This is a genomic window from Vibrio sp. D431a, from assembly GCF_030248655.1.
GTDB lineage: Bacteria > Pseudomonadota > Gammaproteobacteria > Enterobacterales > Vibrionaceae > Vibrio > Vibrio alginolyticus.
Genome location: NZ_JAHGAP010000002.1, coordinates 1 through 17,130, shown reverse-complemented (window position 1 = coordinate 17,130; position 17,130 = coordinate 1). Strand labels below are relative to the sequence as shown.

16 protein-coding genes, 1 pseudogene and 1 riboswitch are annotated in these 17,130 nt (G+C 47.2%); of the genes and pseudogenes, 5 read left to right on the top strand and 12 right to left on the bottom strand.

Annotation, left to right across the window (positions count from 1 at the left end; all coding sequences use genetic code 11):
* Window positions 1-4 precede the first annotated feature (4 nt).
* The 3 genes from KJB35_RS02330 to KJB35_RS02320 are packed head-to-tail and all read right to left on the bottom strand — an operon-like array spanning window position 5 to window position 1,733.
* Window positions 5-475, bottom strand: coding sequence for a GNAT family N-acetyltransferase (locus KJB35_RS02330; protein WP_005374310.1), 471 nt, complete (start codon window positions 473-475; stop codon window positions 5-7).
* 1 nt (window position 476) lies between these two features.
* Window positions 477-1,208 carry a glucose 1-dehydrogenase gene (locus tag KJB35_RS02325; protein WP_005383319.1) on the bottom strand — a complete coding sequence of 244 codons (732 nt, stop codon included), beginning with the start codon at window positions 1,206-1,208 and terminating at the stop codon, window positions 477-479.
* Window positions 1,209-1,217: 9 nt separating this feature from the next.
* On the bottom strand, window positions 1,218-1,733 hold the full coding sequence (locus KJB35_RS02320; RefSeq protein WP_054575246.1) for a GNAT family N-acetyltransferase: 516 nt from the start codon (window positions 1,731-1,733) through the stop codon (window positions 1,218-1,220).
* Window positions 1,734-2,003: 270 nt separating this feature from the next.
* Between KJB35_RS02320 and KJB35_RS02315 the strand changes: the two genes are divergently transcribed.
* Window positions 2,004-3,098, top strand: coding sequence for a NapC/NirT family cytochrome c (locus tag KJB35_RS02315; protein WP_053304006.1), 1,095 nt, complete (start codon window positions 2,004-2,006; stop codon window positions 3,096-3,098).
* 22 nt (window positions 3,099-3,120) lie between these two features.
* A complete protein-coding gene (locus KJB35_RS02310) occupies window positions 3,121-5,568 on the top strand; it encodes a trimethylamine-N-oxide reductase 2 (protein ID WP_054575245.1) in 2,448 nt (815 codons plus the stop codon).
* A gap of 69 nt (window positions 5,569-5,637) precedes the next feature.
* Here KJB35_RS02310 and KJB35_RS02305 read toward each other — a convergent pair whose 3' ends face one another.
* The 8 genes and pseudogenes from KJB35_RS02305 to thiD form a co-directional block, all read right to left on the bottom strand.
* The gene (locus KJB35_RS02305) at window positions 5,638-6,363 is read right to left on the bottom strand and encodes a phosphatase PAP2 family protein (RefSeq protein WP_025768774.1); all 726 of its coding nucleotides are present in this window, start codon (window positions 6,361-6,363) and stop codon (window positions 5,638-5,640) included.
* 182 nt (window positions 6,364-6,545) lie between these two features.
* Complete coding sequence (gene thiE, locus KJB35_RS02300) at window positions 6,546-7,160, bottom strand: thiamine phosphate synthase (protein WP_054575244.1); 615 nt, start codon at window positions 7,158-7,160, stop codon at window positions 6,546-6,548.
* Window positions 7,161-7,223: 63 nt separating this feature from the next.
* Window positions 7,224-8,015 carry a hydroxyethylthiazole kinase gene (thiM, locus tag KJB35_RS02295; RefSeq protein WP_054575243.1) on the bottom strand — a complete coding sequence of 264 codons (792 nt, stop codon included), beginning with the start codon at window positions 8,013-8,015 and terminating at the stop codon, window positions 7,224-7,226.
* Between the two features lie 18 nt (window positions 8,016-8,033).
* Window positions 8,034-8,696, bottom strand: a complete 663-nt coding sequence (gene tenA, locus KJB35_RS02290; protein WP_045414963.1) for a thiaminase II — start codon at window positions 8,694-8,696, stop codon at window positions 8,034-8,036.
* A 54-nt stretch (window positions 8,697-8,750) separates the two neighbouring features.
* Window positions 8,751-9,701, bottom strand: coding sequence for an ABC transporter substrate-binding protein (locus KJB35_RS02285; RefSeq protein WP_102778546.1), 951 nt, complete (start codon window positions 9,699-9,701; stop codon window positions 8,751-8,753).
* Window positions 9,702-9,748: 47 nt separating this feature from the next.
* Window positions 9,749-10,474 (bottom strand): annotated as a pseudogene (locus KJB35_RS02280) (ABC transporter permease); the annotation flags it as partial.
* Window positions 10,475-10,541: 67 nt separating this feature from the next.
* The gene (locus tag KJB35_RS02275) at window positions 10,542-11,297 is read right to left on the bottom strand and encodes an ABC transporter ATP-binding protein (protein ID WP_054575239.1); all 756 of its coding nucleotides are present in this window, start codon (window positions 11,295-11,297) and stop codon (window positions 10,542-10,544) included.
* Window positions 11,287-12,144: a bifunctional hydroxymethylpyrimidine kinase/phosphomethylpyrimidine kinase gene (thiD, locus tag KJB35_RS02270; RefSeq protein ID WP_005383329.1), complete on the bottom strand. Its 858-nt coding sequence runs from the start codon at window positions 12,142-12,144 to the stop codon at window positions 11,287-11,289. The genes KJB35_RS02275 and thiD overlap by 11 nt, the downstream gene beginning before the upstream one ends.
* 97 nt (window positions 12,145-12,241) lie before the next feature.
* A riboswitch (TPP riboswitch) is annotated at window positions 12,242-12,349 on the bottom strand.
* Between the two features lie 311 nt (window positions 12,350-12,660).
* Between thiD and KJB35_RS02265 the strand changes: the two genes are divergently transcribed.
* Together KJB35_RS02265 and KJB35_RS02260 are read left to right on the top strand one after the other, a co-directional pair.
* Window positions 12,661-14,046 carry a TldD/PmbA family protein gene (locus tag KJB35_RS02265; RefSeq protein WP_054575238.1) on the top strand — a complete coding sequence of 462 codons (1,386 nt, stop codon included), beginning with the start codon at window positions 12,661-12,663 and terminating at the stop codon, window positions 14,044-14,046.
* Window positions 14,046-15,389 (top strand): TldD/PmbA family protein, encoded by a 1,344-nt coding sequence (locus KJB35_RS02260; protein ID WP_285469250.1) that lies wholly within the window; start codon window positions 14,046-14,048, stop codon window positions 15,387-15,389. Before KJB35_RS02265 ends, KJB35_RS02260 begins: the two co-directional genes overlap by 1 nt.
* A 78-nt stretch (window positions 15,390-15,467) precedes the next feature.
* On the opposite strand, the gene trmY is transcribed toward KJB35_RS02260, so the two are convergent.
* Window positions 15,468-16,067, bottom strand: a complete 600-nt coding sequence (gene trmY, locus KJB35_RS02255; protein ID WP_017634347.1) for a tRNA (pseudouridine(54)-N(1))-methyltransferase TrmY — start codon at window positions 16,065-16,067, stop codon at window positions 15,468-15,470.
* Between the two features lie 158 nt (window positions 16,068-16,225).
* Here trmY and KJB35_RS02250 point away from each other — a divergent pair, with 158 nt between their 5' ends.
* Window positions 16,226-16,750: a DUF3087 domain-containing protein gene (locus KJB35_RS02250; protein WP_285358850.1), complete on the top strand. Its 525-nt coding sequence runs from the start codon at window positions 16,226-16,228 to the stop codon at window positions 16,748-16,750.
* Window positions 16,751-17,130: the final 380 nt, after the last annotated feature.

The following is a 17,130-nucleotide window of genomic DNA, read 5'->3' as shown; positions in this document are numbered from 1 at the left end:
ATCGTTACAAATGTTTCAGCATAATGCGTGAGTTAGTTTTAAAACCTTGATTATCGTAAAAGCGCTGTGCTGGCTGATTGAATTCCATCACTTCCAATCGAACTTGTGTGGCATTGGCATCGCGCGCCCATTGCTCACAGGCTTGGAGCAGTTGGCGGCCGATTCCTTGCTGCTTTTGCGCTTCATCGACAACAATTGTTCCCACGCGACAAATTGGGTCTTTGATCAGAAAACTGACGGTGTCGTTTTGGGTGATCATCGCGGTTAAGAAGCCGAGAATTTGCTGTTCGCGTTCGGCAATCAAAAAGAGTCGCTCTTTGTTCTCTAGTGCTTGTGCAAGAAATTCACGGTCAGCTTCTGAAGGCGCAACAAAGGCTTCTGGCGCATTCGCAAAATGCAGTGAATTAATTTGAAAATTAAGCTGAAAAATTCCGTCTAAATCATCGGGAATCGCTTGTCGGATATGGACTTGCATTCTATCTGCCCCCTGCAATATCGATAAATGATCCTGTGACATAAGAGGCTTCGTCACTTAATAGCCAAGCGATCGCATTTGCCACTTCTTCTACCGTGCCACCGCGTTTAAGAGGAATTTGAGGGCTGAGTCTATCTACTCGGTTTGGTTCTCCGCCGTCGGCATGCATATCAGTGTAAATGAAACCAGGTCGAACGCCATTGACGCGAATATTGCGCTCTGCCAACTCTAGCGAGAGCCCTTTAGTTAAGGTATCCATCGCGCCTTTTGATGTGGCGTAATCGACATACTCAAATGGCGCGCCTGAGCGCGACGCTCCAGAGGAGACATTCACAATTGCACCGCCTGCACTGAATCGCTTCGCCGCTTCTCGACAGCAGAGAAAACAGCTATTCACATTGGTGTTCATTACTTTCTGAAAGCGTTCCAAGCTGATTTCTGACAAAGGCGATTGAGTAAATAGGATGCCAACGTTGTTGACCAAGTGCGTCACTGCACCAAATTCACGTTCTGTTTCATCAAACAAGGAGAGCACTTGCTTCTCATCGGCTACGTCTGCGGCGATGGCAATCGCTTTGCCACCGTTTGCTTGTATTTCTGCCACAACTTGGTCGGCGGCCTCTTGCTGAGTGCGGTAATTAACGCAAACGCGATAGCCTTGCTCGGCCAGCTTTTTCGCCGCTGCGGCTCCAATGCCTCGGCTTGCGCCGGTAATGATGACTACTTTATTCAAAATACGTCCTTATTTTTGTAGTGAGTAGATTTTATCGGCGTAGGGTTTGCCACCAATTTGGTATGCGTCTGGAATGACCTCAATGAGTTCGAAACCACATTTTATCAGGACACGTTCTGACGCAATATTGCCTTCAGTGACCGTCGCGGAAAAGTGGTTGATGTTATGTGTCGAGGTTGCCCAGTATAGAAGCGCTTGAAGAGTTTCTGTTCCAAACTGTTGGTCATGAAATTCCGGCAAAAGTAAGTAACCTACCTCTGCCTTACCGTTTTCAATAGCAAAGCCAGTGATGCCGATGGGTTGTTCAGATTGCTTATCGAGTATTACAAGGCAAAGCCAATGCTGGCAATTTGGGGTCCATGGTAATAATCGCGAAGCAAATTTTTCTCTTATTTCTGTTTCGCTGGGACGATCGAAACAGAGCGCAATAACCTCTTGTTCGGAGAGTAATCGTTGAAAGAGTTCCCAGTCACTGGCTTTGATGGGTCTTAATTGGCTTCTGTGCGTCTCGATATAAACTGACATGCGTGTCCTTACTGCATCAATGTGGAGATTCAGTCTCTCATCCTCTTATCTGTTTAATCAAATAGTTGCATTCATAAAAGTGATTTATGTGGTGAATAGTTGGCTGGGTAATGGATTATTGCCATATATTCATCTTTGAGATGCAAATAACAAAATTTCATACTTGAGGCATACAGAGCAACACGGAAATGATGTGGATCAAGAGAGGACTACCCATAAAGTAGTAACTTGCGACCTATAATTACATTTTATTTGGAAGTGTTGCTAATTATGTCAATAAAAAAACGATATGTTGCCCTGCTGGTTGCTGCCGGCATTGGTGTGGGCTGGTTAACTTTGGGGGGGAGTGCGGTAGTAATGCATTACACCTCAGATACTGAATTTTGTCTCTCGTGCCACTCTATGGAAACCCCTTACAAAGAGTACCAAGGCTCAGTGCACTTCAGTAATGCGAAAGGCATTCGCGCGGAATGTTCTGACTGTCATATTCCTCAAGAACCAATGGATTACCTGATCACCAAAATTCGCGCGTCGAAAGATATCTACCATGAATTTGTGACAGGTAAGATCGACACGCCAGAGAAATATGAAGCACATCGTAAAGATATGGCTGAAACGGTATGGGCTCAGTTCCGTGAAAATGATTCAGCGACGTGTCGTTCGTGTCATGATTTCGATGCAATGGAAGAGTTTGAGCAATCACGTGATGCGGCGAAGATGCACGCTTACGCGAAAGCAAACGATCAAACGTGTATCGATTGTCATAAAGGTGTGGCGCACTTTGCACCAGAAGCAGAGCTAGACAGCAAGGCATTTGAAACGTTGATGAGCTTCACCACAAAAACATCACCTGGTGCCAAAGTCGTTTACCCTGTGACTGAAATCGCAATGGGTGAGATGGGTAAAATTAACCCAACGACGAAGTTGGAAGTAATCAGCTCTGAAGGCGACAACCGCACTGTTAAGTTGAACGCATTCCAAATGAAAGGCGCAGAGCAAGTGCTTTACATGGGAGAAGGTCAACGTGCCATCGTAGCAACGCTAACAGAGCAAGGCCAACAAGCGCTTGAAACTGGTGAATTTGAGGCAGATGTTTACGGCAACGAATGGCGCGCGGTTTCTCTAACTGGCGCTATTGATTCTCCAGTTGTTGACACGCTTGAACCAGTATGGTCATACGCAGAAGAGTTGGACAACGTTTACTGTGCAACTTGTCACGCGAAAATTCCTTCAAATCACTTCACAGTGAATGCATGGGGACCGGTAGCGAAAAGTATGGGTGATCGAACTGATATTTCAGCCGAGAACCTAGAAATTCTAACCAAGTTCTTCCAGCACCACGCGAAAGATGTGGTTGGTCACTAACGATAAATAGAAGGATAAGATTATGACTAATATGACCCGTCGCGGATTTCTAAAAGGCACTGGTATGGCGGCTGGTGCAATGGCATTCACTTCATTTGCACCTATGTCTGTTGCGTCTTCAAACCAGCGTGGCAAGGGCATTTTGACAGCGGGCCGCATGGGCCCAATGCTGTGTGAAGTGCAAGACGGTAAGCTGGTTTCAACCACGAACGCATTGCCACAAACGGTACCAAACAGCCTACAAAGCACCGGTCCTGACCAAGTGCACACTAAAGCGCGTGTTAAGTACCCAATGGTTCGCAAAGGTTACTTGGCAAACCCATCAGCTCCCGAAGGAGTTCGTGGCAGCGATGAATTTGTACGGGTGTCTTGGGATGAAGCTTACAAGCTGATACACGAGCAGCACATGCGCATTCGTAAAGAATATGGCCCGGCTTCTGTGTTTGCTGGTTCTTACGGCTGGCGTTCAAGTGGCGTGCTGCACAAAGCACAAACCTTACTGCAACGTTACATGAGCATGGCGGGTGGCTATTCAGGCCACTTGGGTGACTACTCAACGGGTGCTGCGCAGGTCATCATGCCGCACGTTGTGGGCTCTATCGAAGTATACGAGCAGCAAACCACGTACCCAGTGGTACTAGAGTACAGCGATGTGGTTGTGCTTTGGGGCTTAAACCCGATCAACACTCTAAAAATCGCGTGGAGCTCAACAGACTGTGCTGGTCTTGAATTCTTCCATCAATTGAAAAAATCAGGCAAGACGGTTATTGCGATTGACCCTATTCGTTCTGAAACCATTGAATTCTTTGGCGAGAATGCGGAGTGGATTGCTCCTCACCCAATGACCGACGTGGCAATGATGATGGGTATCGCACACACCTTGGTGAAACAAGGTAAGCACGATAAAGCCTTCCTCGATAAATACACCGCAGGTTACGACAAGTTTGAAGCGTACCTGATGGGCGAAGAAGACGGCGTAGAAAAATCAGCAGAATGGGCATCACAAATCTGTGGCGTACCTGCGAAGCAACTTGAGCTACTGGCTGACATCTTCAGTAAAAACCGCACCATGCTGATGGCGGGTTGGGGCATGCAGCGCCAACAATACGGTGAGCAGCGTCACTGGATGCTGGTTACACTGGCAACGATGTTGGGTCAAATCGGTTTACCGGGCGGTGGTTTTGGTTTCTCTTATCACTACTCAAACGGTGGTAACCCTGCTCGTGATGCTGGCGTACTTCCTGCGATTTCGGCATCGCTGGGTGGCGGCTCTTCTGCGGGGAACGACTGGGCGGTGTCTGGCGCGGTGCAAAGCTTCCCTGTGGCGCGTATTGTCGAGGCGTTGGAAAACCCAGGTCAATCCTACCATCATAACGGTCATGAACTGACGTTCCCGGACATCAAGATGATTTGGTGGGCAGGTGGTGCGAACTTTACTCACCACCAAGACACCAACCGTCTGATCAAAGCGTGGCAAAAGCCTGAGCTGATCGTGATTTCAGAGCCTTACTGGACGGCGGCTGCGAAGCACGCGGACATTGTTCTGCCAATCACCACATCGTTCGAGCGTAACGACTTAACGATGACGGGTGACTACAGTAACCAACACTTGGTGCCAATGAAGCAAGTGGTTGAGCCGCAAGGTGAAGCGCGTAATGACTTCGATGTATTCGCGGACATGGCAGAGATGCTAGCTCCGGGTGGCCGTGACGTATACACCGAAGGCAAAACCGAAATGGAATGGCTGTACGGCTTCTACAAGGCGGCGCAACAAGGTGGCCGTGGCTCTCGCGTAGCAATGCCGAACTTCAGCAAGTTCTGGGAAGATAACCAACTGATCGAGATGAAGTGGAACGAGAAGAACGCACAGTTTGTTCGTTACGCAGATTTCCGTGAAGACCCGATCATGAATCCACTCGGTACACCAAGTGGTAAGATCGAAATCTTCTCGAAAACCATTGAAGGCTATCAGTTGGAAGACTGTCCTCCACATCCAACGTGGATGGCACCAACCGAGTACACGGGTACTGCGAAAGATGGCGAGTTGCAGCTAATGACCGCGCACGCAGCGCATCGTCTACACAGCCAATTCAACTACGCGAAGATTCGCGAAGAGTACGCAATTGCAAACCGTGAACCTATTTGGATTCACCCTGAAGATGCGAAAGCGCGTGGTATTAAAACGGGCGATCTAGTTCGTGCGTTTAACAACCGTGGCCAAGTATTGGTTGGTGCAGAAGTGACTGACCGAATCAAGCAAGGTTCAGTGTGTATTCATGAAGGCGGTTGGCCGGATTTGGATCCTAAAACCGGCATTTGTAAGAACGGCGGTTGTAACGTGTTAACGTTGGATATTCCGACCTCTCGACTTGCAAACGGCTGTGCGGCGAACTCGGCACTGGTTCGTATTGAAAAATACACTGGCCCAGAATTAGAACTAACAGCGTTTGAACCACCAAGAAATGGCTAGAAAAAAGTAGCGATTGAAAGCAAGAAGCCAGCGAATCGCTGGCTTCTTTTTATCTAGTCATCGTTCACATTAGCGCGAAGCGAGAGAAACAAACGGCATCTGTTTCTTAATCTGAAATGTCGGGAGTAAAGTAAATACAATCGCGACAAACAAGACCGAGCCTATTAAATCTTCAGGGCGATGCATGCCCAGCCATAAGCGGCTATATGCGACGCTCATTCCCCACATCCACAATGACAGTGCAGAGATATAGCACTTGTTCTGTAAGAACAAACCACCAAAGAAAGCCAAACAAATCGAAACGAAAATCGTATGGCCGGATGGGAAAGAATAGTCTTTCTCGCCTTGCCAATGGCGCGTTCGCCAATCACTGACGTGTTCAGAAATCTGGTTAATTACGTTGGCTTGCTGCTTTGTATCCAACTGATAAAACGCTTCTGGGTGCTCAATCAATTGCTCTGCAGCAAGCAGTTCGGCGTAGGGACGCGGGCTTTCTGTCATCAGTTTTAGCCCCGTTTTGCTGGCAAAACCAATCACCAGTAACAACCCTAACATTGAGAGTTTTTGTATCCACTCAATGCGACTTGGTTTAAAGCGAAATAAAGAAAGCAGTAGCAGTGTTAACGTAATTAAAAAACCTTTGCTACCAGCAGAATCTGTGAGCAAAGTAAAAGTAATACCCAGACTTTCAGGCACCTGTGAAGTGAGATTGTGATAAGAGCCAAACAGCGACATTGGGATGATGCCAAGAACAAACAAGGCGAGCATCATCAATCCATATTTTTTGGTTTTCATTGAGAGCGTTTTGTTTTTATTGAGGGTTATTCAACCACGTGAAAATAAGGGGCTTATCTTACGTTATCTGGCGTGAAAAACTTATCAACGCTCTGTCAATTTGACGAGAGAATGAAGGTTGAGTGATGAATTGATGACATTTATCCGGAGGGTAAAGGCGCTCATCCTTAAGCGTTGGGGCCTTAATCCATCAGAGAAAGTAAGTACTCTGCTGCTTTGGTTGGGTTTTCTGCATGACAAATGGCAGAAACCAAAGCCAAACCATGCACACCTGTCGCACTCAGGGCAGGAATGTTGGTTTCGTTGATGCCACCAATCGCGACGATTGGTAAGGGCGTGGTGTTCAGCGCCATCTTCAAACCATCAATACCCCAATGTTTTTTGGTGTTGGTTTTGGTTGGCGTCGCGAAGATCGCGCTCAAACCGATGTAATCAATCGGCAGAGAGTCCGCTTCTGCAAGCTGCTCTTCATTTTCGATGGATAAGCCGAGGATTTTGTTTGGTCCAATCAACTCACGAGCGATAGTTGCGGGCATGTCTGATTGCCCGAGGTGAACCCCATCAGCATCGACAGCCAGTGCGACATCTACGCGGTCATTGATGATCAAAGGAACATCGGTATCTTTAAGGATGTCTTTGACGGCTTGAGCACGTTCGATAAACGCACGCACATCGCCGTGTTTTTCGCGGACTTGTACCATGGTCACGCCACCTTCCACGGCTTTTCTCACGACACGTTTTAGTGTGGCTAAATCTTGTTGGTCGTCGGTGACCAAATACAAACGATAGGCGTTCATTGTGTTTCCTTTCGCCTCCCACTTTCGTTGGAGTGAGAGGCGTTTAAAGCATTGAGAAGCGATTTATCTCACTTGTAATTTAAGGCGTGTTGCCAGTGTTTCTTCATCCAGTTGGTAAAGCTCATCCAAAAGATGCATTTGCAAGCTACCTGGCCCTCGCGCTTGCTCAGCCGCAATTTCACCCACAACGCCAAGCACCGCTGCCGCAGCAAGGCCCGTTTCGTCGCCGATTGCTGCGAAAGCGCCAGTCAGTGCCGTTAGTGTGCAGCCCATGCCCGTTACGTAAGGCATCATCTCGTGACCATTATTCAGCTGGACGGTTTGCTCTTTTGTCACGATGTAATCAGTTTCGCCGGAGATCACCACGCTCGCTCCGTATTCTTCAACTAAGAAGTGAGCCGCCCCAAGGGCTGCATCACTACTGTCGAGTGCATCTACACCTTTGCTTTGTGCTTGCTCACCAGCGAGAGCAATGCTTTCGGACGCATTACCACGAATGATTAACTTGTTTGCAAGGCGTGCGATTTCACGTGATGTCTCTGTACGTAGTGAGCTTGCTCCGCAACCGACTGGGTCGAGTATAACGATTTTACCATTGGCATTGGCTTGCTCTACGGCATAGCTCATACGAGGTGTCCAAACGCTGTCTAAGGTACCAATGTTGATAACCAGTGAGCCCGCGAACGACATCATCTCTGCCATTTCCTGCTTGGAGTGCGCCATGATTGGAGAAGCGCCGATAGCCAATAGTGCGTTTGCTGTGTTATTCATCACCACGTAGTTAGTGATGTTGACGACTAACGGCTTTTGCTGGCGTACTGCGGTTAATGCTTGGGTGATTTGTTCAATTAACATGAGACTCTCCGATTAATCTTACTGAGCGTTCAGACCTTGTTGCCAGAATGCCACTTCCATACGCGTTGCGGTTTTGAATACCTGAATCAGGTTTTGACCGCGTTGGCTGTTTATATCGATTTCCGCCAATAACTGGTTAAAGTGTTCAGCACCTTTTGCGACACCAGATTGGAACTCTTCACCACCGTAGAGGTTGATCCAACTTGCGTATGGGTTGCCTTCGATTACTGTCTTTTCATCTTCAATCAGCATCTTACCGATAACGGCATAACCGATAGAGCATGGCGCCAGTGCCGCGTATAGATCAACAAGATCGCCCGTCATGCCAGCATCCAACACGTAACGGGTATAAGCTACCGTACCGAAATCTTCTGGCTCGTTTTCTAAGTCGGATTCTGTCAGTCCCCATTGCTCACAGTAAGTCACGTGGTGGGCGATTTCAGAATCTAGCAATGCATGTACGCTTGGTAGGGCACGGCGCATGTCATCCAAAGTACGTGCTTTGTAGATCGCTAATGCGTAAGCTCGTGCGTACTGCTTTAGGAAAAGAAAATCCTGCTTTAGGTAGTGCAGAAAACAAGGCTGAGCCAGAGTGCCTTGCGCCAATTGCTGCACGAAAGCATGCTCAGTGTATTCTTGCCAATCTTGGTGGCAAGCGTCGATCAAATCTTGGTATTTCATTATGGGTATCTCGTTATCAGAAGACCCTAGGCTTAGAGCCTAAGGTCAGTAGAATTAGTCAAAGCTCGGTACGTAATCTTTCGCTTTTGGCAGTGTTTCGATGATTTTTTGTGAATACATGAACTGCGCATAATCATCGTAGCGTTTTAGATCTACTGCAGATGGACGAAGAGCGAAACGAGTTAGCGTGTCGTTCCAAGCGCGTTGGTTAAGCTCGTTGTTGAGGGTGTCCGGTGAATAAGCCACAAACTCTTTCCAAGATTCTTTTGGATGGTTAACGATGTAAGTGGTCGCTTGCTCTAGTGCTTTGTTGAATGCTTTGATGGCTTCTTTGTCGTAGGTTTTTGCATTGGCTACGAAGACTAACTCGTCATACGCTGGCACGCCGTGTTCTTCAGGGAAGAAGGCCTTAGCTTTATAACCTTCTAGTGCCAGTTGGTTGGTTTCGAAGTTACGTAGACCGCCCCAAATCGCATCCACCTTGCCAGACGCAAGAGACGAAGACAGCGCCCAACCTACGTTGATGATTTGTACGTCAGAAAACTTCACGTTCTCTTGAGCTAGCATGGTGCCGATTGTTGCTTCTTCGTTGCCTGCGATCGCAATACCGATCTTCTTTCCTTTCAAGTCGCCAAGGTTTTCATTCTTACCGTTGTCCAACACCATCAGTGTGTTGAGTGGCGTAGCAATCAAAGTCGCAGAGCGGATTAATGGCAAACCCGCCGCGACATCGATAGTTAGGCTCGGTTGGTAAGAAATCGCCATGTCGACCTTGCCAGCAGCGACCAACTTAGGTGGCGTACTTGGATCTGCAGGCTCTTGAATGTTGACCTTCAAACCTTGTTCTTTGAAGTAACCGCGCTCTTTGGCAATCACGATAGGACCATGGTTTGGATTGACGAACCAATCCAACATCAGTGTCATCTCTTTTTCAGCGGCAAGCACGTTGGTTGATACCACTGAAGCGAGTAGAGCAGCAGCGCTCATAAGTTTGTTTTTATTCACGGGGTTCTTCCTTTTCTTTCCCAATTTTCTTTGGTTATTTTCTGTAATTATTTGCTTTCCCAAGGGATGGCTTTTTTCAATAATTTATCGGTGATGAAGTAGAGTGAGATAGACAGCACGGCGAGGATAAACAGCGCCGCAAACATCTCATCAATGATCATGCGAGCGTTAGCTTGGAGCATCAGATAACCCAAGCCTTCACTTGAACCTACCCACTCACCGACCACTGCTCCAATTGGCGCGATAACGACGGCAACACGAATACCTGAAGCTAAAGTTGGTAGTGCGGCTGGCAATTGAATATGACGAAGTAACTGCCATTTAGACGCGCCCATGGTCTTGGCAAGATCGAGGTAACCTGTTGGTGTATTGCGTAAGCCGTCATAGCAACATGTCGTGACGGGGAAAAAGATGATGATCGCTGCCATGACGACTTTCGATGCAATACCGTAACCCAGCCAAAGCATGAGCACTGGCGCGATGGCGAACACAGGGATCGCTTGGCTAGCAATCAGAATAGGCAGTAACCAACGCTTCAGCGGCTCAAACATCAGCATTTGCAATGCGAACAGCAAACCCATCGATAATCCAAGCGCCAAGCCAAGTAAGATCTCTTGCGCAGTAACCCAAGTATGTTTGAGCAGGATATCGTAACGAGTGACCAATCTATCCAGCACTTCAATTGGTGAAGGTAAGATGAAGCCTGGCATGTCGAATACCACCACAACCAACTGCCACAATCCCAAGATCACCGCAGTGCTGATTACCAAGCGCAGAGCTTGATGGGTCACGCGTTCTTTTTTACCAATACGTGCCGAAACGGAGTTGTACTGAGTCATATCACTCATAGTCTTTCTCCAATTGATCCAAAATCGCTTGTTGAAGCGCGGCGCACTCTCCATCGAGAACTCGTGGTGGCTTGGAATCCGGAACAACCAAGTGCTGAGCTTGCGCAGGCGTACCTTGCAGTACATAGAGTTGGTGAGCTAATCGCACCGCTTCTTGTGGGTCGTGGGTAATAAGAACAACGGTCTTATCTTTCAGTAATTCGGCAGACAAGGTCTGCAACTTATGGCGAGTAACCGCGTCCAACGCAGAGAAAGGCTCATCCATCAGAACCAGAGGCTTGTCTTGCATCAGAGTGCGAGCAAGGGCAACACGTTGTCTCATGCCGCCAGAGAGCTGAGTTGGCTTAGCATCCGCGTAATCGGCGAGTTTTACTTGGTTTAGTAAAGCCAGTGCACGTTGTCTATTTTGCTCTGGTGCTTGCTCTTGAGAAAATCGAGAACTGAGGCAGACGTTGTCTAACACATTCAACCACGGTAGCAATAAATCCTGCTGAGCCATGTAAGCGATACGGTCATGCAGTGCAGCGCCATCCGTTGTGATGAGTTCGCCATGCCAGTCAACTTGGTCATCCAGTAGGCCAGCTAAGTAACGCAATATTGTGGTTTTCCCGCAGCCACTTCGTCCGAGTAATACCGTCCATTTACCGACGGGAATGGTCATGTTCATTCCTGCTAAAGTCGGTGTTTGGCTATCTTTGTATCGCAGGCTAGCATCGGAAAGCTGAATGCCAATCGCGTTAGCGAACATAAGTATGACCCGCAAAAAAGTGGTTCACAGGGCCGTGACCTTTACCGACATCCAGTTCATCAGCGTGCGCGATAGCTTGGCTGATGTACTGCTTACCAAGGTGCACCGCTTTGTGCAGATTGTTGCCTTGGCCAAGATAAGACGCAATGGCGGAAGAAAGTGTACAGCCTGTGCCATGAGTGTTTTTGGTTGGAAATCGCTTGGCGCTAATTAACTCGGCACTGTCTTGCATGATAAGCAGATCGTTGCTGTTTTCATTTTCTTCAAGGTGACCGCCTTTGAGCAGAATAGCTTTGGCGCCAAGCGCACGAAGGTCGGTAATCATATCGTTCATTTCAGATTCTGATTGAGGCATTGGCTTACCCGTCAATGCTGCGCCTTCGGGTAGGTTAGGGGTAATGATGTCTGCGAGCGGAATCAATTCTTCTTTTAAAGTGCTGATTGCCGACTGTTCCAGTAATAGATCGCCGCTGGTGGCCACCATCACAGGGTCAATCACGAGGTGTTTTGGCTGGTATTGTTTAATTTTGTCTGCAACGACTTTGATGATGTTGGAATCTGCCAGCATGCCCACTTTGACTGCAACGATGTTGAGGTCGGTAAATACTGCATCAAGTTGGCTCTCTACATGGTCGAGAGGAATGGGGAAAATCGCAGAAACGCCTTGGGTATTTTGCGAAGTAATCGCCGTGATTACCGAGCAAGCAAAACTGCCGGTTGCGGACATCGCTTTGATGTCGGCTTGAATACCTGCACCGCCACCACTGTCTGAGCCCGCGATGGTCAATACGATAGGGGTAGGCAAGGCTGGCGTGTGATGTGAATGAGGTTGTGATTGCTGCGTCATGGTCGCTCCTACTACAAGACGTATAGGAACTGACTTTGACCGTTGCAGATAGATCGATTTTTCGATCGCTATCGCTTACCTAAGAGGGGCGACGAAAGGCAAAGTGTGCATAGTTCCCTACGTCAGTGCTAACTGAATCAGGTTCAACGGGTCTCGAATTTCGATCTCAGCCAACACTTGTCGTGTGGCCCCCCGACTATTTCGTTCGGATGATAGCAGGACCATTGCGGAAGGGATACGTTTTTTGAGCGTAATTATAATGAGTATTCAATTATGCGAGGTGAGTGATAAAGTAAGCACCTAAATGGTTTGCTGGGTGGAATTTACTAGTGCAACGCTCTGGTGAATGAGCAGAACCTGGAATATTTAATAAATAATCGTGGTCTCGTTAAGCAAGGATTAGCACAAAACAAGGTTAAAAAACTGTTAAAATTTAACGTGTTGCCAATTTAACTTTGTTGAACTTTTTCACAGTTAATTAGGAAGGCTAAGACGATCATCGAGCAAGGAGACTTCATGCTTAATTCTGTAACAGCGAAGTCAGTGATCGATCATGCACTCTTTTTGGGGGCTGATTTCGCTGAACTATTCGTTGAACATCACCAAACCAACACTGTCCAGATCGCATCTGGTGAAGTGGATAAGGTTAACTCGGGTATCGATTTTGGTATCGGTATTCGTCTTTTTTTCGGTCATAAGGTGCTTTACGGTTACACCAACAGCACAGATGAAGCCGAACTAAAGCGCGTAACCTCGCTGCTTGCTGCAAAAGACAAGCGTGAGCAAATCGCGTCAGCGGGTTCTTTGAATTTGAACCGCTACCCAATCCAACATGGTTGCCGCATGTCGCTAAGTAAGGATGCTAACCTAGATTCAAAAATCGCGTTTCTATTGAAAGTTGACCAAGCCGCACGTGCTGAGAGTGAGCATATCAGCCAGTTTATTGGCAGCGTTCTTCAGCGCGAGCAACAAGTGTCTATCTTCAACTCAGAAGGTCTACACGTTGACGATACTCGCCACTACATTCGTGTTGCTGGTAACACTGTCGCGCAAAAAGGTAATGAGCAGTCTTCTGGTATGGAAGGTCCTGGCGCTCTTGCTGGTTGGGAATTCAGTGAACAGCTTGATGCCAAAGAGCTAGGTCAAACTATCGCGCAGCAAGCGTTAGTAAAACTTGGCGCGGATGCTTGTCCATCGGGTGAAATGCCGGTGGTGATTGGTAACGGCTTTGGCGGCGTTATCTTCCATGAAGCATGTGGTCACTTGCTAGAAACCACTTCAGTTGCGAAGAAAGCATCAGTCTTCCACGACAAGATGGGCGAAATGGTTGCTCACACCGCAGTGAATGCAGTCGATGATGGCACCATGACCAACGAATGGGGCTCGATTCACATTGATGATGAAGGTATGAAGACTCAGCGCACTCAACTGATCAAAGACGGTAAGCTAACCAGCTTCATGGTCGATAAAATGGGTGGCATGAAGACAGGTTATGAGCCTACGGGTTCTGGTCGTCGTCAAAACTACAAGTTCGCACCAACCTCGCGCATGCGTAACACCTTTATCGAAGAGGGCGAGCATTCACTTAATGACATGCTGGCAGGCATCGAACGTGGTATCTATGCGAAGAAGATGGGCGGTGGCTCTGTTCAACCGGGTACGGGGGAGTTTAACTTTGCTGTTCGTGAAGCCTACCTCATTGAAAATGGCAAAATCACCAAGCCTCTGAAAACAGCAACGCTGATCAGCACGGGTCCAAAAGTGTTGAAAGAAATCAGCATGGTCGGCAAAGACATGGCGCTTGCGCCGGGCATGTGTGGTTCCGTGAGTGGTTCAGTACCAACAACTGTCGGTCAGCCAACGCTGAAAGTAGATAACATTCTGGTAGGAGGCGGTAACTAATGAGCCAAGAACAACAACTTCTTAATGCGGTTGATTACGTCCTATCAGAAGCAAAACGCCAAGGTGCAGAAGCGGACGTCATTGTAAACCGTAACAGTAGCTTTTCTTTGAAAGCGAACCAAGGAAAGCTGGATGAGTACAAAGTAAGCTCAAGCCAAGTTCTGGGTGTTCGTGTTGTGAAAGATGCGCGTGTTGCAACAAGCTATTCTGAGTCGTTAGAGCAACCAAGCTTGGATTTGATGCTGACCAACGCACTGCAAAGCGCTCGCTTTTCCAAGCAAGATGAACATCAGACGATTAGTTGCGTGAACAGTCAAATCGCGACTGATGTTGCTGAGATTGCGCAAGAAGATACAACTTCTGTTGACGAAAAAATCGAACTGTCTCTCGCTCTTGAGCAAGGCGTAGTGGCTCTGCCTCACGCCTCTAGCGCACCTTACAATGGTTACAGCGATGGCGAAACACAACTGATCATTGCCAATACTCAAGGCACATTGTGTCAACACTTCGAGCGCTCGTTCACTTGTTACGCGTATACCTTGTTTGAAAAAGACGGCAAACAGTCAATGGCGGGTAGAATGTCACTGGGTCGCCGTTTTGATGAGTTGAATCCAGCTTACTGTATCGAGGGTGGCTACAACCTTGCTCGCGATCTTCTTGAAGGCGCACCGGTTGCGACGGGTAACTACCCTGCTATCTTCCACATCAATGCGCTAGCAAGTTTATTCGGTGCTTTCGGCAGTGCTTTCTCTGGCGTAAGCGCGATGAAAGGCATTACGCCACTGGGTGACAAGCTTGGTCAACGTGTTGCGAGTGATTTAATTACCTTTACTGATACGGCTTACATGCCAAATGGTATGGCAATCGCGAGTTTTGATAGTGAAGGCTTCGCTACTCAAGATAATGTCATGATTGCTAATGGTGAGTTGAAAACCTTGCTACACAACAGCCAGACCGCAAGTTACTTGGGCGCAGTCTCGACAGCAAGTGCCGCTCGCGGTGCAAAATCGAGCCTAGACGTATCAGCGAATCACAAAGTGATTGCGACAGGCAACAGCAGTGCGTCAGAAGTAAAAGCGGGTGAGTACCTAGAGTTAGTCGAGCTTCAAGGTGTCCATTCTGGTGCGGATGCAGTGAGTGGTGATTTCTCATTTGGTGCGAGTGGCTTCTTGTGCTGTGATGGAGAGCGCGTTCAACCAGTTCGTGGGATCACGGTAGCGGGTAACTTCTACAAGATGCTGCAAGAAGTTGAGGCAGTGGGTGATACTCAGTTAATTAACGATAGCCGAATTTTCTTCTCGCCAGACGTTCGTTTTGCTCGTTTGAGCATTGGTGGTAAGTAAACTTAGCATCCCTATAGAAACAAAAAAGAGGACTCAATGGAGTCCTCTTTCATTACCTAGCAACGTGTGCGCGAATAACTAGAATTCGCGTATGTCCAACTCATTGTGGATCAATACCACACACTGAGAAGCGAAAAGCATCTTAGGACCTAAGCTGATCTTCTCTGTGCCAAGGCGCTTTAAGCTGTTAAAAGACTTTTTCGGCATCGGTATATGGTCAGTTAGCAAGAAACATGGATTTTCACCAATTTCTGCATCACGAACAAATTCGCCTTTCTTATCCAACATATATAGTTGGTGATCTTCTGCCAGCTCTTGTACTAGGCGTTCAAAGCTCACTGTACGAACGGTAATACCAGGTTCGACTTCACGAAGTTGCTCTTTACCCATACCAACCGAAGCATCCAAAGCGCGAGCCACTGCTGCAATCAAGGTTGACTCATGGAAGCCGCCAATGTTGGTGATGTCGTTGGAGCGAATAGTAATGGTGCGTGAGAAGTCTTTTGTGCTTTCCAAAACCAAGTGAACAACCACATCTTCACGGTGTGATTGAGCAACGAACATAGTGTTCATCATGGTATGAGCAAGAATCTCTGTATGCGCTTCATTACCAACACCTTCTAACAGTGCTTTGCTGGTGGTTGGCGCCGCGCGAGCTCGTAAAACAAAAGAGCGCATGAATTTAGCCTCTATATAGGAAGAGTGAATGCGCGGAAGTATATACCCAAGCAGGGAAGGGATGCGAGTTTAATAGCAAATGTGAACTTACTTACAAAGCTTCGATTGTCGTGCGGAGTGCGCTGGTTAAAATAGAGGTAACCTGTTAGGAGCGGTATATGGAAATCAAACAGATAAATAAAGACATTTATAAAAAGAAAGTAAACCTTGTGATTGGCGGTTTTGTTGCGTTGCTCGCCATCTCCTCTCTTGCCTTTAGTACCTTGTTGATTGTTTTGTTTGGCAACACTGAAGTCGTACCAGAACAATCAACGGGCAATTTCCATTTGAATTTGATTGGTGTCGTTCTCGCAGTTGCAACTTCCCTCTCTTTATTGAATCACATTAAAACTCGACCATACATGGAAGAAGTGCTGTACGTTTGGAAACTCAAGCAACTGCACAACAAAATCTCTCGTAAACTAAAAAGCATTAAAGCAGCCGCGAGCAATGACGATGTAAAAGCGCTCACTACGCTTAAGTTCTATTACACCACGCAACGCCAAGTGTTTGAGCTAGACAACAACACATTAACGATGAGCAGTGTAAATAAAGAACTAGAGGCTATCGAGCAAATCGAAGCGGCGCAATCACTGAGTCTCGATATCACAGGCTTTGAAGAGTCTTGGATAGACACATATTGATTGCCTATTTGCTACTTGAAGTTAACAACTGAGTGCTAAAAATAAGCGTTTGAGTGAGATTTAATCATTCGACGCTTTTTTTGAATTTTTTTCTGAAAAGGGGTTGCTAAGAAAAATCATCTCCCTATAATGCGCCTCCGTTGTCAGGGCAAAGCGGAAACGCAAAAGCGGTTGGCAAGAAGGCGAAAGAAAACTTATAAAAATTAATTTGAAAAAGTGTTTGACACTGAAAATTAATTCCTTAGAATACGCCTCCGCTTCGATAGCAAAGCTTACAAAGCAAGCTCTTTAACAATATAGACCTATCAATCTGTGTGGGCACTCGTTGATGATAATCCAAATAGTTTCTTCGGAAACAATTTAGGTTTCAATGAAACGAA

What these genes read in the sequence shown, in the direction of transcription:
- KJB35_RS02315 (WP_053304006.1), top strand. Translation starts at nt 2,004, where the DNA reads ATGTCAATAAAAAAACGATATGTTGCCCTGCTGGTTGCTGCCGGCATT.
- tenA (WP_045414963.1), bottom strand. Translation starts at nt 8,696, where the DNA reads ATGAAATACCAAGATTTGATCGACGCTTGCCACCAAGATTGGCAAGAA.
- KJB35_RS02250 (WP_285358850.1), top strand. Translation starts at nt 16,226, where the DNA reads ATGGAAATCAAACAGATAAATAAAGACATTTATAAAAAGAAAGTAAAC.
- KJB35_RS02310 (WP_054575245.1), top strand. Translation starts at nt 3,121, where the DNA reads ATGACTAATATGACCCGTCGCGGATTTCTAAAAGGCACTGGTATGGCG.
- KJB35_RS02320 (WP_054575246.1), bottom strand. Translation starts at nt 1,733, where the DNA reads ATGTCAGTTTATATCGAGACGCACAGAAGCCAATTAAGACCCATCAAA.
- thiM (WP_054575243.1), bottom strand. Translation starts at nt 8,015, where the DNA reads ATGTTAATTGAACAAATCACCCAAGCATTAACCGCAGTACGCCAGCAA.
- thiD (WP_005383329.1), bottom strand. Translation starts at nt 12,144, where the DNA reads ATGACGCAGCAATCACAACCTCATTCACATCACACGCCAGCCTTGCCT.
- KJB35_RS02260 (WP_285469250.1), top strand. Translation starts at nt 14,046, where the DNA reads ATGAGCCAAGAACAACAACTTCTTAATGCGGTTGATTACGTCCTATCA.
- trmY (WP_017634347.1), bottom strand. Translation starts at nt 16,067, where the DNA reads ATGCGCTCTTTTGTTTTACGAGCTCGCGCGGCGCCAACCACCAGCAAA.
- KJB35_RS02305 (WP_025768774.1), bottom strand. Translation starts at nt 6,363, where the DNA reads ATGAAAACCAAAAAATATGGATTGATGATGCTCGCCTTGTTTGTTCTT.
- KJB35_RS02330 (WP_005374310.1), bottom strand. Translation starts at nt 475, where the DNA reads ATGCAAGTCCATATCCGACAAGCGATTCCCGATGATTTAGACGGAATT.
- KJB35_RS02275 (WP_054575239.1), bottom strand. Translation starts at nt 11,297, where the DNA reads ATGTTCGCTAACGCGATTGGCATTCAGCTTTCCGATGCTAGCCTGCGA.
- thiE (WP_054575244.1), bottom strand. Translation starts at nt 7,160, where the DNA reads ATGAACGCCTATCGTTTGTATTTGGTCACCGACGACCAACAAGATTTA.
- KJB35_RS02265 (WP_054575238.1), top strand. Translation starts at nt 12,661, where the DNA reads ATGCTTAATTCTGTAACAGCGAAGTCAGTGATCGATCATGCACTCTTT.